This is a genomic window from Actinoplanes sp. NPDC051537 (assembly GCF_055586105.1).
Genome location: NZ_JBVJIU010000015.1, coordinates 173,169 through 188,725 on the forward strand (window position 1 = coordinate 173,169; position 15,557 = coordinate 188,725).

A 15,557-nucleotide genomic window follows, 5' to 3' on the forward strand; every position below is an offset into this window, starting at 1 on the left:
CAGGTTCCCGCCCGGCCCGGCGGTTAACCCCGAACTCGGCCGATCACCGTTTGGTCGCCAGCGCGGTCAGCACCGTCTCGTGGAGCAGCCCGTTGGTCGCGATCGCCGGCGTCTTGTCGCCCGGCGGCCGCCCGGCGTAATCCGTGATCGTGCCGCCGGCCTCGTTGACGATCGGAATCAGCGCCGCCACGTCCCACAGCGACAGCTCGGGCTCGACCATGACGTCGAGGGCGCCCTCGGCCAGCAGCATGTAGCCGTAGAAATCCCCGTACGCCCGGCTCCGCCACGCGCTCAGGCTGAGGTCGATGATCGCGTCGAGCCGGCCGGCCTCGTCCCAGCCGTTGAGGCTGGCGAAGCAGAAGCTGGCGTCGGCCAGCCGCCCGACGCCCGAGACGCCGATCCGGGTGGCCGCATGCTGATGCTTGCCCGCATAGGCTCCGTGCCCGCGCGCCGCCCACCATCGCCGCCCGAGCGCCGGCGCCGAGACCAGCCCCGCGACCGGCGTGTCCCCCTCGAGCAGGGCGATGAGCGTCCCCCAGATCGGCACCCCGCGCACGAAGTTCTTGGTCCCGTCGATCGGGTCGATGACCCACCGCCGCGTGCCCGGCCCGGCGGCCGCCTCGGTCCGCCCGAACTCCTCGCCGAGCACCGAGTCCCGCGGCCGGGCCCGCGCGAGCGTCGCCCGGATGGCCTGCTCGACCGCCGTGTCCGCGTCGGAGACCGGCGTCAGATCGGGCTTCGACTCGACCCGCAGGTCGAGCGCGCGAAATCGTCCCATCGAGATCGAGTCCGCGGTGTCGGCGAGCATGTGGGCAAGCGCAAGGTCGTCCGCATATCCGGCCATGCACGGCACGCTAGCCGATCCGCCAAGCCCTCGTCCCGCCGCGGCACGGACGTCCGGCTCTGCTTACCTCCGCGCGGCACGGATGCCCGGCTCTGCTTACCTCCGCGCGGCACGGACGTCCGGCTCTGCTTACCTCCGCGCCGCACGGACGTCCGGCTCTGCTTACCTCCGCGCGGCACGGACGCCCGGCTCTGCTTACCTCCGCGCGCCGGCCGCACCCCGCGGCCTCGCCTACCCCGGCGCGCGATGCCCGGCGGTGGGCGTGCCCGGCGGTGGGTCAGCCCGGCTGCTCGGACTCCGGCTGGTCGCGCGAGTCGAGGTCGCCGGCCCGGGAGGCCAGCAACCGGCGATAGGACGCCAGGCGGCGGGGGTCGGCCCTGCCCTCGGCGATCCACGCGTCGAGACGGCACTCGACGTCGTTGGCGGTGTGGCCACAGTTCGGCTGGTCTTCGAGCGTGCCCTCGACCAGGTCCGGGAAGCCGTGCAGCAAGCTCTCGGCGCTCACGTGCGCCAGCCCGAAGCTGCGGATCCCCGGCGTGTCGATGATCCAGCCGGGATCCTTGCGCGAGCGGCCCACCGGCGGCAGGCGCAACGCCACCGCGCTGGTCGAGGTGTGCCGGCCCTTGCCGATCGCGCTCACCGCGCCGACCGCGCGCAACGCGTCCGGCACCAGGCGGTTGACCAGCGTGGACTTGCCGACGCCCGAATGGCCGACCATGACCGAGATCTGCCCGGCGAGCTTCCGGCGCAGCTCGGCCAGGTCGCTGTCGGGCTGGACCAGCACGTACGGCAGGTCCAGCTCGGCGTAATAGTCCAGCACCCCCTCGGGGCCGGCGAGGTCGGCCTTGGTCAGGCACAGCAGCGGCTCGACGTCGGCGTCGTAGGCGGCCACCAGGCACCGGTCGATGAACCCGGTGCGCGGCGGCGGGTCGGCCAGCGCGCTGACGATCACCATCTGGTCGGCGTTCGCCACCACGACGCGCTCGAGCCGGCCCTCGGGAGTCGTGTCGTCGTCGTCCGCGGTGCGACGCAGCACCGACGTCCGCTCGCCGATGCGCACGATGCGGGCCAGCGCGCCGTCCGCCCCCGACACGTCGCCGACCAGCGCCACCCGGTCGCCCACCACCACCGATTTGCGGCCGAGCTCGCGCGCCCGCATCGCGGTGATCACCGGGCTGTCGATGGCGCCGTCCTCGCGGAAGCACCCGTAGCGCCCCCGGTCCACGGTGATCACCAGCGCGTCGACGGCGTCGTCGTGCTTGGGCCGGGTGCGGGTGCGCGGGCGCGACGAACGGCCCGGCCGGATCCGGACGTCGTCCTCGTCGTACTCCCTCTTGCGTCCTGGCAGGTCTAGCTCCTCGCCACGAGTCCCGCCCAGAGTTCGGGGAACTCGGGCAACGTCTTCGACGTACACGCTACGTCGGTGAGCTCGATGCCCGGGACGGCGAGTCCGATAACCGCGGCCGCGTGCGCCATCCGGTGATCGGCGTACGTCTCGAAGGAAGCCCCCCGCAGCGTCCCGGGCTCGATGCGCAGCCCGTCGCGGAACTCGGTCACCGCGGCGCCGACCTTGGTCAGCTCGGTGGCGAGCGCCGCCAGCCGGTCGGTCTCGTGGCCGCGGATGTGCTCGACCCCGCGCAGCTCGCTCGGCCCGTCGGCCAGGACGGCCAGGGCCGCGACCACCGGGGTCAGCTCGCTCACCTCGGACAGGTCGGCCGTGATGCCGCGCAGCGTGCCGGTGCCGCGAACGGTCAGCCCCTCGTCGGTCTGGGACACCTCGGCGCCGAGGCTGCGCAGCAGCTCGATCACCTGGGCGACCGGCTGCCAGCTCTCGGCCGGCCAGCCGGACAGCGTGACCGACCCGCCGGTGACCATGGCGGCCGCGAAGAACGGCGCGGCGCCGGACAGGTCGGGCTCGATGACCCAGGTGCGCCCGTGCAGCGGGCCGGGCTCGACCGCCCACACGTCGGGCACGCTCTCGTCGACCACGGTGCCGGCGGCGCGCAGCATGTGGGTGGTCATGCGCAGGTGCGGCGCGGACGGCACCGGCGGCCCCTCGTGACGCAGGACCAGCCCCTTGGTGAAGCGGGGTGCGGACAGCAGCAGACCGGAGACGAACTGGCTGGACCCGGACGCGTCGATCACGGCCTCGCCGCCCTCGACCAGGCCGCCGCCGCGCACGGTCAGCGGCAGGCCGCCGGTGGGCGACGCCTCGATCGCCACGCCGAGCCCGCGCAGCGCGGCCACGATCGGGCCCATCGGCCGCTTGCGCGCATGCGGGTCGCCGTCGAACTCGACCGTGCCCTCGGCCAGCGCCGCGACCGGCGGCAGGAACCGCATGATCGTGCCGGCCAGCCCCACGTCGACCCGGGCCGGACCGCGCAGCGGCCCCGGCTCGACCCGCCAGCGCACCTCGTCGCTCGTGTCGACCGCGACGCCGAGCGCGCGCAGACCGGCCGACATCAGCTCGGTGTCGCGGGCGCGGAGCGGCCGCTCGATCACCGAGGGGCCGTCGGCGAGCGCCGCGAGGATCAGGGCGCGGGCGGTCATCGATTTGGAGCCGGGCAGGCGCACGCCGGCGCTGACCGGGGCGGACGAGGCCGGCGCGAGCCAGGGGCGAGGTTCAGCTGTCACGGTCGCCATTGTGCCGCCGGGCTACGACATTTTCCGGGAGCATTCCCGCCCCCCGGGATGGTTTCGGAAGGCGTACCGTTGCGCTCCATGTGCGGGCGGTACGCGACGACGCGGAGCGAGGCCGACCTCAGTGACCTCTTCGACGCCGTCGACGTCACCGAGGGCCTGGGGCCGAGCTGGAACGTCGCCCCCACCGATCCCGTGCCCCTGGTGCGGGTCTCGGCGAGCCACGACGCCCGCGTGCTCGACACCGCGCGCTGGGGCCTCGTGCCGCCGTGGGCGAAAGACCTGCGCGGCGGCGCCCGCATGATCAATGCGCGCTCCGAGACCGTGGCGACCTCCCCCGCCTTCGCGCCGTCCTTCGCCCGTCGCCGCTGCCTCGTACCCGCCGACGGCTGGTTCGAGTGGGTCCGCTCCGGCAAGGAGCGCCAGGCCTACTACATGACCCCGCTCGACGGCTCGCCGCTCGCGCTCGCCGGCATCTGGTCGGTGTGGGGGCCGGAGCCGGTGCGCACATGCAGCGTGCTTACGACGGCGTCGTCCGGCGGCCTGGCCCGGGTGCACGACCGCATGCCGCTGATCCTGCCGCGCGACCGCTGGGCCGGCTGGCTGGCCGGCGGCGGCGACCCCGTCGAGCTGTTACGGCCGATGACCGACAGTGAGCTGGAGGCCATCGAGGTGCGACCGGTGGGGCCTTCCGTCGGCAACGTTCGTAACAACGGACCGGAGTTGGTCGAGCCGCACGCCGAGGCAACACTTTTCTGAGAACTTCCTGATCAACGGGGGATTTTGTCGGCTTATGTGCGCTTTTTCAAAGGCTAACTTTGTTTCGAGATAGATAAGACCCTTGTTCTGATCTTCTACGGTGCGATACAAACCAGCGCCGGAGTGGTGCCGTTCCGCAGGGAGCGGACGGGTCACCATGCGCAACACCGGTCCCACGGGGGAGGTGGGCTGATGACACGGGCTCGTATGCCGCGTCCGCACGAGGTTGCCATCGCACGACGCGACCCGAGACTGCTCGCAGCAATCCAGGAACGACGCTCCGATGAGGCTTGGCGCACGCGTGGCGCCTGCCGCAGCGTCGATCCCGAGACGTTCTTCCCGGCTCCGAACGAGCCGTCGGAAAGCGCTGTCTCGCTGTGCGGCAGCTGCACGGTGCAAGGTCCCTGCCTGGCCTGGGCGTTGCAGGTCGGCGACTGTCACGGCGTCTGGGGCGGCACCACGCCGCGCGAGCGCCGGGCCATGCTCGTCGCCTGGCGTGAGCGCGTCAATCCGAACGGCGAACCGGTCGACGACGGTCCCGACGAGGAAGACCGCCGCCTGCTGACGCTGATTCCGATCAGCCGCTAGCGCACATACGCACCGATCCAGCGACCCGCGGCCGGAAAGTCGAGAAGAGGCCGCGGGTCGCTGGATCATGCCCGTGAACGCTGGTTACATAAGGCGGTGACCAGCACCGAGGAAGTCGCGACCCCACGTGGCCCGGCCGGCATCCGCGTCGTCGAGAGCGCCGGCCCGCCCGTGAGCGTGCTCTTCCTGGGGCACGGCGCCGGCGGCGGGGTCGACGCGCCCGATCTGGTGGCGGTGCGCGATGCCGCGGCCGCGGCCGGGGTGCGAGTGATCCTGGTTACCCAGCCCTATCGGATGGCCGGGCGGCGGGCACCCGCTCCGGCGGGCCAGCTCGACGAGGCCTGGTCCGCGGTGGTGGAGCATTTCGGCGTACGGGATATTCCGTTGATCTTCGGAGGCCGGTCCAGCGGAGCGCGCGTCGCCTGCCGGACCGCGCCCGGCCTCAGCGCCGCGGGGGTTCTCGCGCTGGCGTTTCCGCTGCACCCGCCCGGTAGGCCGGAGAAGAGCCGGGCCGATGAGCTGCCCGCCGACCTGCCCACGCTGGTGCTCAACGGCGACCGGGACCCGTTCGGCGTGCCCGATGCCTCCGAGAATGTCGAGGTGCTCGTTCGGCCGGGGGCCACGCACGACCTTCGTAAGGACGTCCGGGGTACCGCCGAGCTCGCGGTCGCCTGGCTCCGGCGGCACGGATGGGCCCATCCGCCCAGCTGACGCGGTGGGAATGCAACTTGCGGGGGCGCGGTTGTACAACCCGCGAGCTTGTACGTCGGAAGGGGTTTGGTAGAGGTGCGAGCCGGATACGAGATGGTCGAGCGTGGCAGTGGCGAAGTGGGGCGCATGCGCAACCTTCTGAGCGCCCCGGAGTGGCCCGCCGCCGAACCATCGCCCGCCACCCCATCGGTGAGTGTCACAACACCGGCGGTTTTCGAAGCTTCAAGTGGGGCACTACCCGTATCCTCGGCGGGGCGGTCGAGGGGGGAGTCCAGGGTGGCCCAGACAGAACGCACGGACGAGCGACGCGCACGCTTCGAGCGTGACGCGCTGCCGTTCGTGGACCAGCTATACGCGGCTGGGCTGCGGATGACGCGCAATCCGGCCGATGCCGAAGACCTGGTGCAGGAGACGTTCCTCAAGGCGTACTCCGCGTTTCACCAGTTCGAGGAGGGCACCAACCTCAAGGCATGGCTGTACCGCATCCTCACGAACACGTATATCAACTCGTATCGGCGCAAGCAGCGGCAGCCGATTCAGTCGCCGACCGAGGAGATCACCGACTGGCAGCTTGCCTCGTCGGAGTCGCACACGTCGGTGGGTCTGCGCTCGGCCGAGACCGAGGCGCTCGACCGCCTGCCCGACAGCGACATCAAGGACGCTCTCCAGCAGTTGCCGGAAGACTTCCGCCTGGCCGTCTACCTCGCCGATGTCGAGGGTTTCTCGTACAAGGAGATCGCCGACATCATGGGTACTCCCATCGGCACCGTCATGTCCCGGCTGCACCGCGGCCGGCGCAACCTGCGCAAGCTGCTCGAGCAGTACGCCGTCGACCGGGGCATCACCCGGACCGCTTCGGAACCTCTGGAGGCGTGACGTGAACGGCGAGGAGCACGAGCCTGATTGCGGCGTCGTCATCAGCGAGGTTTATCTCTACCTCGACCTGGAGTGCAGCGAGGACCGGCGGGCGCTGATCCAGAAGCACCTGGACGACTGCACCGGTTGCCTTCGCGAGTACGGCATCGAGCACGAGGTGAAGGCCCTGGTCGCCCGCTGCTGCGGCGACGAGACGGCCCCCAAGGAGCTGCGCGAGCGTCTGCGGATCAAGCTCGACCAGCTCGAGGTTCAGGTCGAGACCCGGGAGTACCTTCCCTGACCAGCGACGACAAAGCCCCCGGCAGCCACTGCTGCCGGGGGCTTTCGCGTTGGAGGCCCGAACTCAGGAGTTGGGGCGCTTGCCGTGGTTCGCCGCGCTCTTCTTGCGGGCCTTCTTCTTACGAGACTTCTTGGCCATAGGTGGACTCCTGTTCGTGGCATGTTTCCGGGCCGATCGTAGTCGTCCATGATTTGATGACGCGTACCGACTGCTCGACGAAGAGGGGTTCCGCGATGGCCGACGAGATCCGGGCCGAGATGGTGGCCAATGTGTGGAAGGTCGTCGCCAAGGCGGGCGATGCCGTCGCCGAGGGCGACACCCTGGTCATCCTCGAGTCGATGAAGATGGAGATCCCGGTGGTCGCCGAGTCGGACGGCACGCTTTCCGAGCTCGCCGTCAACGAGGGCGACGTCGTCCAGGAGGGCGACCTGATCGCGGTGATCGGCGCCTAGATCTAGGAACGCCGCCAGCGCAGCAGCAGCCGGCTGCGGCCCCGCACCCGCTGGCGGGGAATGATCGCGGCCCGGATCATGCCGGCCGCCGTGCCGCGCGCCTCGGCGCCGAGGTCGGGCGTGGCCAGCGCGAGCTCGGCCACCGAGCGCGCACCCGGCCGCCCGGCGACCTCGCCCAGCCGCCCGGTGACGATCGTGGCCACGTCGTCGCGCGCCGCCGGGTCGATCCAGGCGGTGACGATCAGCGCGAAGAGGGCGGCCTCGGTCACCCGGTCGGGCGCGCCGTCGAGCAGGTCGAGCAGCAGGCGGCGGCGCTCCGAGTCGGGCCAGGCGTCCTCGGTGCCGTGGTGCAGCAGCCCGAGACAGGCCCAGATCTCCGGCGCGGCCACGTCGGCCGGCGGGTGGGCAAGCAGGGCCAGCAGGTCGTACGGCTGCACCATGATCAGCTGAACCGCGGCGTCGTAGGCGGCCGGCGGGTGGGACCAGGACAGCGAGGCCACCTGGCGCAGCCGGCGGACGGCCTCGGCCGAGGGCTCGGACGTGCCGGTCACCGTGCCGCGCGGAAGCGGCGCGGCGGCGGGGGCGCCGCTGAGCCACGGGACGTCCCGGCAGCAGTCGGCCAGGTCGGTGTGCTCGTGCGACTCGTCGGGGTGGTCGCGGATGAAGTCGGCGAGGCGCACCAGGTGGGCCAGGTCGCCGTCGGCCCGGTGGCGCAGCCGGTGCGCGGTGTGCACGGCGCAGTCGTACTCGGGGTCGCGCTCGAGGGCGCGGTCGACCCAGTTCAGCGCGTCCTCGAGGCGGCCGTGGTCGGCCAGGGTGCCGGCGATGTCGGCGTACACCGAGAGGTCGTCGGGATCGTGGGCGACGGCCCGGCGGAGGGCGGCGAGCGCCTCCGGCACCCGGCCGGCGCTGCGGTACGCGTAGCCCAGCCAGATCTCCGCGAGCTTGGACGGCCGGGACCGTGCGCCGCGCGCCGCCCAGTCGACCGCCAGCGCGGTCTCGCCGATGCGCCGGGCCAGCGCGGAGCCGGCGCCGAGCAGCATCGCGTGCTCGGGGTGGGCGGCCACCGCATAGCGGGCGACGGTCAGGTAGGGCGCCAGCGTCGTGCGCGTGACCGCCGGCGCCGGATCGCCCACGGCGGTGCACAACCGCATGAGAAGTTGAACGAGCAGACCGGGCTCGATGCGTACGCCGAGGGCCGGATCGCCGACCCAGGGCACCCCGGCCCAGTCGCTGCCGGGTGCGCGCCCGCTGGCGGCGGCGAGCAGGGGCAGGCCGTCCTCCGGGTGGCCGGCGGCGGCGAGCAGGTGGGCACGCGCGGCCAGCCCGCCGGCCGTCACGTGCGGCAGCAGCGGGAACAGGTCGAGGCCGCCGCCGGGCTGCGCGGCGAGGCGGCCGAGCAACTCGTGCGCCTCGGGCAGCGTCGGCGCGTGCGTGAGCGCGCCGGCCAGGTGATCGGCGGCCGACTCCGGCTCGTCGCGCGCCAGGGCCGACCTTGCCTGCTCGATCGCGCGGTCGGCGGCACGGCGTTGTTCCACGGCGAGAACAGTAGGGGAAGAGAGCCCTGAATGTCAGTCCCGGTTTCCTGCGCATTGCTGCGCGAAACGTTGACGAAGTAAGCTCTTTCTTGCAAGACTGCGCACCAACTGCGCGAGAAGTGCTCAACTGGGGAGGAACACGTGGTGCAGCGGGGCCATGGCATGGCGGCGGACATCGCGGAACAACCGGCAGGTTTCGCCCGCCTGCTCGACGGCGAGAACGGCGCGCACGGCGGCCCGATCGCCGCCATCGCGGCCGAGGTGGCCCGTCGCAAGCCGCGCAGCGTCATGTTCGTGGCGCGCGGCACCTCCGACCACGCGGCCCTCTACGGGGCCTACCTCACCGAGATCCGCCTCGGCCTGCCGGTCGCCAGCGCCTCGCCGAGCGCGATCACGCTCTACGGCGCCCGCCCCGACTTCCGCGACACCCTGGTGATCGGGGTCAGCCAGAGCGGCGGCTCGCCCGACCTCACCGGCGTGCTCAGCGCGGCGCGGGAAACCGGCGGCCTCACCCTCGCGGTCACCAACAACCCCGAGTCGCCGCTGGCGCGGGCGGCCGAGCTGTCGATCGACGTCGCCGCCGGGCACGAGCGGGCGGTCGCGGCCACCAAGACGTACACGGCCGAGCTTTTCGCCCTGCTGCTGTTGATCGAGGGGATCCGGGCCGGCGACGGTCGGCTGCCCGACGACGAGCGGGCGGCGCTGGACAAGCTGCCCCAGCTGGCCGAGGACGCGCTCGCCGACCCGGCGGCCGACGCCCTCGCCCAGCGCTACCGGTTCGCCTCCCGCATGGTCACCACCGGCCGGGGGTACGCGTACCCGACCGCCCGCGAGGCCGCCCTGAAGCTGATGGAGACCTCCTACCTGCCGGCGCTCGCCTTCTCCGGCGCCGACCTGCTGCACGGCCCGCTCGCGATGACCGACCCGGACGTGCCGGTGCTGGCCGTGGTGGGCGACGGCCCGGGCGGCCGGTCGATGCGCGACGTGGTGGGCCGGCTCGCCGAGCGCCGCGCCGACGTGGTGACGATCGGCGCGTCGGACGTGGAAGGGGCCGCCGGGCGGCTCTCCGTGCCGGCCGTCGCCGACGAGCGGCACAGCGCGCTGCTCGACATCCTGCCGCTGCAGAAGCTGGCCCTGGCGCTCGCGCTGGCCCGCGGCGAGGACCCGGATGCGCCGCGCGGACTCAAGAAGGTAACCACGACCCTGTAGAAAAGAAGCGTGTCCACCCTGCGTGATCTGGCCGAGGAGCACACCCGCCTCGGCCCCGCCGACATCGACCACCTGCACCGGCTGGCCGGCGACTGGCAGCTGCTGTCCGACCTCTCCTTCGCCGACCTGCTGATGTGGGTGCCGGTCCGGTCCGAGCCGGGCCGGCCGCGGGACTTCCTCTGCGTGGCGCAGGTGCGGCCGACCACGGCGCCGACGGCGTACCAGGACGACCAGGTCGGCAAGATCGTCGGCGGTCCGGAGGTGGCGCACCTCGACATCGCCTTCACCCAGGAGCGCATCTGGCGCGAGGGCGATCCGGTCTGGTACGGCGACACCCCGGCAAGGCATGAGGCGATTCCGGTACGCCTTCGTGACGAGACCGATCGCGAGGAAGGCTGGAGTGAGGTCATCGCGGTCATCGGGCGCGACACGAACCTCTCCACCGCCCGGACCCCGAGCCAGCTCGAGCTCAACTACCTGACCACGGCCGACGATCTCGCGCAGATGGTGGCCGACGGGACGTTCCCGCCGCCCCGGCATCCGGGGGAGACCACGTCGGCGCCGCGGGTCGGTGACGGCCTGATCCGGCTGGACGCCAGCGGCAAGGTCACCTACGCGAGCCCGAACGCTCAGTCCGCGTACCGGCGCCTCGGTTTCAATGCGCATTTGGTCGGCGAGGAGCTCTCGACGCTGACCAGCCGGCTGGCCGCCGACCCGCTGGAGGGCACCGACACCGCCGAGAAGATCCTGGCCGCCCTGCGCGGGGAGTCCCCGGCCCGGCAGGAGGTCGAGGCCCGGGGCGCGACCGTGCTGACCCGGGCGTTGCCGCTGCTGCCGGCCGGCGTGCCGATCGGCGCGCTGGTGCTGGTCCGCGACGTGACCGAGGTACGCCGCCGGGACCGCGCCCTGATGACCAAGGACGCGACGATCCGGGAGATCCACCACCGGGTCAAGAACAACCTCCAGACCGTGGCCGCCCTGCTGCGCCTCCAGGCCCGCCGGGTGGACGCCCCCGAGGCCCGGATGGCGCTGCAGGAGTCGGTGCGCCGGGTCGCGTCGATCGCGCTCGTGCACGAGACGCTGTCGATGTCGAGCGACGAGGCGGTCGAGTTCGACGGCATCGTCGACCGGGTGGCGAGCGCTGCCACCGAGGTCGCGGCGACCAGGTTCCCGGTCAAGATGCGGCGCGAGGGCACGTTCGGCGTGCTGCCGGCCGAGATCGCCACCTCGCTCGTGATGGTCCTCAACGAGCTGCTGATCAACGCGGTCGAGCACGGCTTCCCGGCCGACGAGGGCGATGACATCGACGAGGCGGAGGAGGCCGAGAAGCCGGCCGACGACGGCGAGGTCGTCGTGTCGGCCCACCGCTTCCGCAAGCAGCTGCACGTGACCGTGGCCGACAACGGACGGGGCCTGCCGCCCGAGTTCAAGGCCGACTCGAGCGGGCGGCTGGGCCTTCAGATCGTGCGCGCGCTGGCCACCGGCGAGCTGCGCGGCAGCATCGAGCTGCGCAACCGGACCGGCGGCGGCACCGAGGCGGTCCTCGTGGTGCCGCTGGGCAAACGTTAACGGCGTGTTGCGACCCACACTCCCGGAATCTGGACCGCACTGGCCCAGAAGGGCGGGGCGTGAGAGGCTTCTCCCATGACCGCTGCAGTTGACCGCCGCTTCGTGGCACGTCGCCACGTTGACTACGGGCGTGTCCGCAGCGCGATGTGTCCGGCTTACTGACGCCGCCCGATTTGAGTTCGGGCGCGCAAGACGCGCCGGCACTCTCCTGACACAGATGTCACGAGTCCTCCAAATGCCGTGAGCGTCCCAGCGCGCCCACGTAAACCCGGAGGACCGCCGACATGGCGCCCAGCAGCACCCCAGGCACACCGGCCGCTCGCCCTCGCAAGGCGCGCGGCGAGGGTCAGTGGGCGCTCGGACACCGCGAGCCGCTCAACCCCAACGAGCGCAGCAAGAAGGACGACAACCCCCTCAACGTCCGCTCGCGCATCGAGAACATCTACGCGCACGGCGGGTTCTCCTCCATCGACCCGGCCGACCTGCGCGGACGGTTCCGCTGGTGGGGCCTCTACACCCAGCGCCGGGCCGGGATCGACGGCGGCCGCACCGCCGTCCTCGAGCCCGAGGAGCTCGAGGACGAGTACTTCATGCTGCGCGTCCGCATCGACGGCGGCGCGCTCACCCTCGCCCAGCTGCGCACCATCGCCGGGATCTCGCAGGACTTCGCCCGCGACTCGGCCGACATCACCGACCGGCAGAACATCCAGCTCCACTGGATCCGCATCGAGGACGTGCCGGAGATCTGGCGCCGGCTCGAGGCGGTCGGCCTGCAGACCACCGAGGCGTGCGGCGACTGCCCGCGGGTGGTGACCGGCAGCCCGGTGGCGGGCATCTCGCTCGACGAGAAGCTCGACGCGTCGCCGGCGATCAAGGAGATCCTCGACCGCTACATCGGCGACAAGCGGTACTCGAACCTGCCCCGCAAGTTCAAGACCAACATCGGCTGGCTGGTCGACACGCCGTACCTGGCCAACGACATCTCGTTCATCGGCGTCGACCACCCCGAGTACGGCCCCGGCTTCGACCTGTGGGTCGGCGGCGGCCTCTCCACCAACCCGCGACTGGCCGAGCGGCTCGGCGCGTGGGTGCCGCTGGCCGAGATCCCGGAGGTCTGGGAGGGCGTCGTCGGCATCTTCCGCGACTACGGCTACCGCCGGCTGCGTAACCGGGCCCGGCTGAAGTTCCTGCTCGCCGACTGGGGCACGGCCAAGTTCCGCGAGGTGCTGGAGAAGGAATACCTCGGCCGTACGCTCATCGACGGCCCGTCGCCGGAGCTGCCGGAGAAGCCGATCGACCACATCGGCGTGCACAAGCAGCGGGACGGGCGCAACTACGTGGGGGCGACGCCGCTCGTGGGCCGGACGTCGGGCACGCAACTGGCGCGCCTCGCCAGCCTGGTCGAGCAGCATGGCTCGGAGCGGGTGCGGCTCACGCCGTACCAGAAACTCCTTGTTCTCGATATCGCCGACGACCAGTTGGAATCGCTGGTCACCGGGCTGCGTGGCATCGGGCTCGAGGCGCGGCCGTCGGCCTGGCGGCGCGGCACGATGGCCTGCACCGGCATCGAGTACTGCAAGCTCGCCATCGTCGAGACCAAGCAGCGTGGCGCAGACCTGGTGACCCGGCTCGAGGAGCGCCTCGGCGGCTTCGACACCGACATCACCGTGAACATCAACGGCTGCCCGAACGCCTGCGCGCGCACCCAGGTCGCCGACATCGGCCTCAAGGGCCAGCTCGTGATGGACGCGAACGGCAACCAGGTCGAGGGCTTCCAGGTGCACCTCGGCGGCGCCCTCGGCATGACCAAGGGCGAGACCGCCGGCTTCGGGCGCAAGGTCCGGGGTCTCAAGACCACGGCCGAAGAGCTTCCCGGGTACGTCGAGCGCCTCGCCACGAACTACCTGGCCGACCGGTCCTCGGCTCAGGAGACGTTCGCCACCTGGGTGGTTCGAGCGGACGAGGAGCTCATCAAATGAGCGACGCCCGGTCCGCGCCCCTGTACTGCCCCTATTGCGGGGAAGAGGACCTGTACCCCAACGAGGCGTCGCACGGCGCGTGGGAGTGCCACTCCTGCCGCCGGGTTTTCACGGTCAAGTTCAACGGGTTGCTGTCGTCGCTCTCCAAGGGAGTCAATCGATGACCATCGTGGCCGCTACTTCACTGAACCTCGTCGCCCTGGGCGCGCCCGCCGTCACCGAGGCCGGTCGTCGCACCCCCGACGAGCTCAAGGCGCTCGCGCTCGACGCGGCCGCCGCCCTCGAGGGCGCTCCGGCCGAGCAGATCGCCAAGTGGGCGACCGACACGTTCGGCGCGCGCTTCTGCGTGACCAGCTCGATGGCCGACGCGGTGGTGGCGCACCTGTTCTCCCGGGTCTCGCCCGGCGTGGACGTGGTCTTCCTCGACACCGGCCTGCACTTCCCCGAGACGCTGAAGGTGCGCGACATCGTCGCCGCCACCATGGACGTCAACGTCCGCTCGATCCGGCCGCGGATGACCGTGGGCCAGCAGGACGGCGAGTTCGGCCCCCGGCTGTTCGCCCGCAGCCCCGACGAGTGCTGCTTCATGCGCAAGGTCGAGCCCCTCGAGCGCGCCCTGGTCGAGTACGACGCGTGGGCCACCGGCCTGCGCCGCGACGAGTCGCCGACCCGGGCCAACACGCCGGTCGTCGCCTTCGACCCGAAGAAGGGCAAGGTCAAGGTCAACCCGATCGCGGCCTGGACCCAGGCCGACGTCGACCGGTACATCAGCCGGTGGAACGTGCCGGTCAACGAGCTGTTCAAGAAGGGGTACGGGTCGATCGGCTGCTGGCCGTGCACCCGGCGCACCAAGGCCGGCGAGGACCCGCGCGCGGGCCGCTGGGCGATGTTCGAGAAGACCGAATGCGGTCTGCACGTCTGACCTCAGCCGACCGGCTCGCCGTGGTCCTGGTCGCCCACGGCAGCCGCGACCCGCGCGCCGCGGCGGCGACTTCGGCGCTGGCCCGGGCCGTCCGGCGGGCGTGCCCGTCGTGGGACGTCCACGCGACCTACCTGGACCACGCCGGCCCGCGCCCGCTGGAGGTGCTGGCGTCGCTGCCCGGCCGGCGGGCGGTTGTCGTGCCGTTGCTGCTGACCAAGGCGTTCCATGGGCGGGTGGACATTCCGGCCGTGCTTTCGGCGGCGGCGGCCGCCGATCTGCCGGTTTCGGTCGCTCTCGCCGACGTGCTGGGGCCGGTCCCGCGCGCGCCGTTCCCGGTTGACGCCGCGGGCTTGGGCTCTTTGGGCTTGGGCTCTGTGGGCTTGGGCTCTGCCGGCTTGGGCTCTGCCGGCTTGGGCTCTGCCGGCTTGGGCTCTGCCGGCTTGGGCTCTGCGGGCTTGGGCTCTGCGGGCTTGGGCTCTGCGGGCTTGGGCTCCGCGGGTTTCGTGCCGCCGCTGCTGATCGACGCTCTGGTCCGCCGCTTGCCGGCCGCGGGCCTCGACGGCGTAGTGCTGGCCGCGGCCGGAACCCGCAACGCCGCGGCCCGGGCAACGGTCGAATGGTCCGCGGAGTCCCTCAGCGCCCGCCTGGGCGTCCCGTGCGCCGTGGGCTATGCCTCGGCCGCCCCACCCCTCCCCGGCGGCGCTGTAGATCTCCTGAGGGCTTCCGGCGCCCGCCGCATCGGGGTGGCGTCGTACTTCCTGGCGCCCGGTCGCCTCTACGACATCGCGGCGCGGTCGGCCCTCGACGCGGGGGCGGTCGCGGTGGCCGAGCCGCTGGGAGACGCCCCCGAGATTGTCGGCCTCGTCACCGAACGGGTGAACGCCGCCGTGGCCGCTCCTGCCGCAGCCGCCGCCTGAGCCGCCGCCCGGGCGCTACTGCGTGAGCCCCCCGCCCTAGCTGCGTGAGCAGCCGGCTGAGCTGCTGGGTGAGCCGCCGGCTGAGCTGCTGGGTGAGCCGCCGGCTGAGCCGCCGTGGGCCGCGCCGCGTGAGCCGTCGTGTCAGGTCGGCGTCAGCCGCCGTGTCAGCCGCCATTCGGCTCGCCCGAACGCCGCCGACCTGCACCCCACCCGAAAACTGGGTGGGGCCGACTTTACGGCCGGGCTACGACAATTCTCGCGAGCTGTCCACAG

Annotated in this window: 17 protein-coding genes; 12 read left to right on the plus strand and 5 right to left on the minus strand. The window is 72.2% G+C overall.

Features of this window, described 5'->3' with window-relative positions; genetic code table 11:
• Positions 1 to 43: 43 nt before the first annotated feature.
• The 3 genes from hisN to aroA form a co-directional block, all read right to left on the minus strand.
• On the minus strand, positions 44 to 844 hold the full coding sequence (hisN, locus tag ACZ6TB_RS33410) for a histidinol-phosphatase (RefSeq protein ID WP_465561253.1): 801 nt from the start codon (positions 842 to 844) through the stop codon (positions 44 to 46).
• A 277-nt stretch (positions 845 to 1,121) separates the two neighbouring features.
• Positions 1,122 to 2,192, minus strand: coding sequence for a ribosome small subunit-dependent GTPase A (gene rsgA / locus ACZ6TB_RS33415; RefSeq protein ID WP_465561505.1), 1,071 nt, complete (start codon positions 2,190 to 2,192; stop codon positions 1,122 to 1,124).
• A 2-nt stretch (positions 2,193 to 2,194) separates the two neighbouring features.
• On the minus strand, positions 2,195 to 3,487 hold the full coding sequence (aroA, locus tag ACZ6TB_RS33420) for a 3-phosphoshikimate 1-carboxyvinyltransferase (RefSeq protein ID WP_465561255.1): 1,293 nt from the start codon (positions 3,485 to 3,487) through the stop codon (positions 2,195 to 2,197).
• 78 nt (positions 3,488 to 3,565) lie between these two features.
• Between aroA and ACZ6TB_RS33425 the strand changes: the two genes are divergently transcribed.
• The 5 genes from ACZ6TB_RS33425 (at position 3,566) to rsrA (ending at position 6,698) form a co-directional block, all read left to right on the plus strand.
• Positions 3,566 to 4,243 carry an SOS response-associated peptidase gene (locus ACZ6TB_RS33425; protein ID WP_465561258.1) on the plus strand — a complete coding sequence of 226 codons (678 nt, stop codon included), beginning with the start codon at positions 3,566 to 3,568 and terminating at the stop codon, positions 4,241 to 4,243.
• A gap of 192 nt (positions 4,244 to 4,435) precedes the next feature.
• Complete coding sequence (locus ACZ6TB_RS33430; RefSeq protein ID WP_465561261.1) at positions 4,436 to 4,831, plus strand: WhiB family transcriptional regulator; 396 nt, start codon at positions 4,436 to 4,438, stop codon at positions 4,829 to 4,831.
• A 96-nt stretch (positions 4,832 to 4,927) separates the two neighbouring features.
• A complete protein-coding gene (locus ACZ6TB_RS33435) occupies positions 4,928 to 5,542 on the plus strand; it encodes an alpha/beta hydrolase family protein (protein ID WP_465561264.1) in 615 nt (204 codons plus the stop codon).
• A 93-nt stretch (positions 5,543 to 5,635) separates the two neighbouring features.
• A complete protein-coding gene (locus ACZ6TB_RS33440) occupies positions 5,636 to 6,418 on the plus strand; it encodes a sigma-70 family RNA polymerase sigma factor (protein WP_465561267.1) in 783 nt (260 codons plus the stop codon).
• Between the two features lies 1 nt (position 6,419).
• A complete protein-coding gene (gene rsrA / locus ACZ6TB_RS33445; RefSeq protein ID WP_465561269.1) occupies positions 6,420 to 6,698 on the plus strand; it encodes a mycothiol system anti-sigma-R factor in 279 nt (92 codons plus the stop codon).
• Positions 6,699 to 6,761: 63 nt separating this feature from the next.
• On the opposite strand, the gene ACZ6TB_RS33450 is transcribed toward rsrA, so the two are convergent.
• Positions 6,762 to 6,836: a 50S ribosomal protein bL37 gene (locus ACZ6TB_RS33450; RefSeq protein WP_369814844.1), complete on the minus strand. Its 75-nt coding sequence runs from the start codon at positions 6,834 to 6,836 to the stop codon at positions 6,762 to 6,764.
• A 95-nt stretch (positions 6,837 to 6,931) separates the two neighbouring features.
• Between ACZ6TB_RS33450 and ACZ6TB_RS33455 the strand changes: the two genes are divergently transcribed.
• On the plus strand, positions 6,932 to 7,150 hold the full coding sequence (locus tag ACZ6TB_RS33455) for a biotin/lipoyl-binding carrier protein (RefSeq protein WP_465561507.1): 219 nt from the start codon (positions 6,932 to 6,934) through the stop codon (positions 7,148 to 7,150).
• A 2-nt stretch (positions 7,151 to 7,152) separates the two neighbouring features.
• On the opposite strand, the gene ACZ6TB_RS33460 is transcribed toward ACZ6TB_RS33455, so the two are convergent.
• Complete coding sequence (locus tag ACZ6TB_RS33460; protein WP_465561272.1) at positions 7,153 to 8,688, minus strand: tetratricopeptide repeat protein; 1,536 nt, start codon at positions 8,686 to 8,688, stop codon at positions 7,153 to 7,155.
• 162 nt (positions 8,689 to 8,850) lie between these two features.
• On the opposite strand from ACZ6TB_RS33460, the gene ACZ6TB_RS33465 reads away from it, so the two are divergent.
• The 6 genes from ACZ6TB_RS33465 (at position 8,851) to ACZ6TB_RS33490 (ending at position 15,284) form a co-directional block, all read left to right on the plus strand.
• A complete protein-coding gene (locus tag ACZ6TB_RS33465) occupies positions 8,851 to 9,897 on the plus strand; it encodes an SIS domain-containing protein (RefSeq protein WP_465561509.1) in 1,047 nt (348 codons plus the stop codon).
• A 9-nt stretch (positions 9,898 to 9,906) separates the two neighbouring features.
• Positions 9,907 to 11,466 (plus strand): sensor histidine kinase, encoded by a 1,560-nt coding sequence (locus tag ACZ6TB_RS33470; RefSeq protein WP_465561275.1) that lies wholly within the window; start codon positions 9,907 to 9,909, stop codon positions 11,464 to 11,466.
• Positions 11,467 to 11,750: 284 nt separating this feature from the next.
• Positions 11,751 to 13,445: a nitrite/sulfite reductase gene (locus ACZ6TB_RS33475; protein ID WP_465561277.1), complete on the plus strand. Its 1,695-nt coding sequence runs from the start codon at positions 11,751 to 11,753 to the stop codon at positions 13,443 to 13,445.
• Positions 13,442 to 13,609, plus strand: coding sequence for a hypothetical protein (locus ACZ6TB_RS33480; protein WP_465561280.1), 168 nt, complete (start codon positions 13,442 to 13,444; stop codon positions 13,607 to 13,609). Before ACZ6TB_RS33475 ends, ACZ6TB_RS33480 begins: the two co-directional genes overlap by 4 nt.
• Positions 13,606 to 14,367, plus strand: a complete 762-nt coding sequence (locus ACZ6TB_RS33485) for a phosphoadenylyl-sulfate reductase (protein WP_465561283.1) — start codon at positions 13,606 to 13,608, stop codon at positions 14,365 to 14,367. The genes ACZ6TB_RS33480 and ACZ6TB_RS33485 overlap by 4 nt, the downstream gene beginning before the upstream one ends.
• Complete coding sequence (locus tag ACZ6TB_RS33490) at positions 14,349 to 15,284, plus strand: sirohydrochlorin chelatase (protein WP_465561286.1); 936 nt, start codon at positions 14,349 to 14,351, stop codon at positions 15,282 to 15,284. The genes ACZ6TB_RS33485 and ACZ6TB_RS33490 overlap by 19 nt, the downstream gene beginning before the upstream one ends.
• The last annotated feature ends 273 nt before the right edge of the window (positions 15,285 to 15,557 follow it).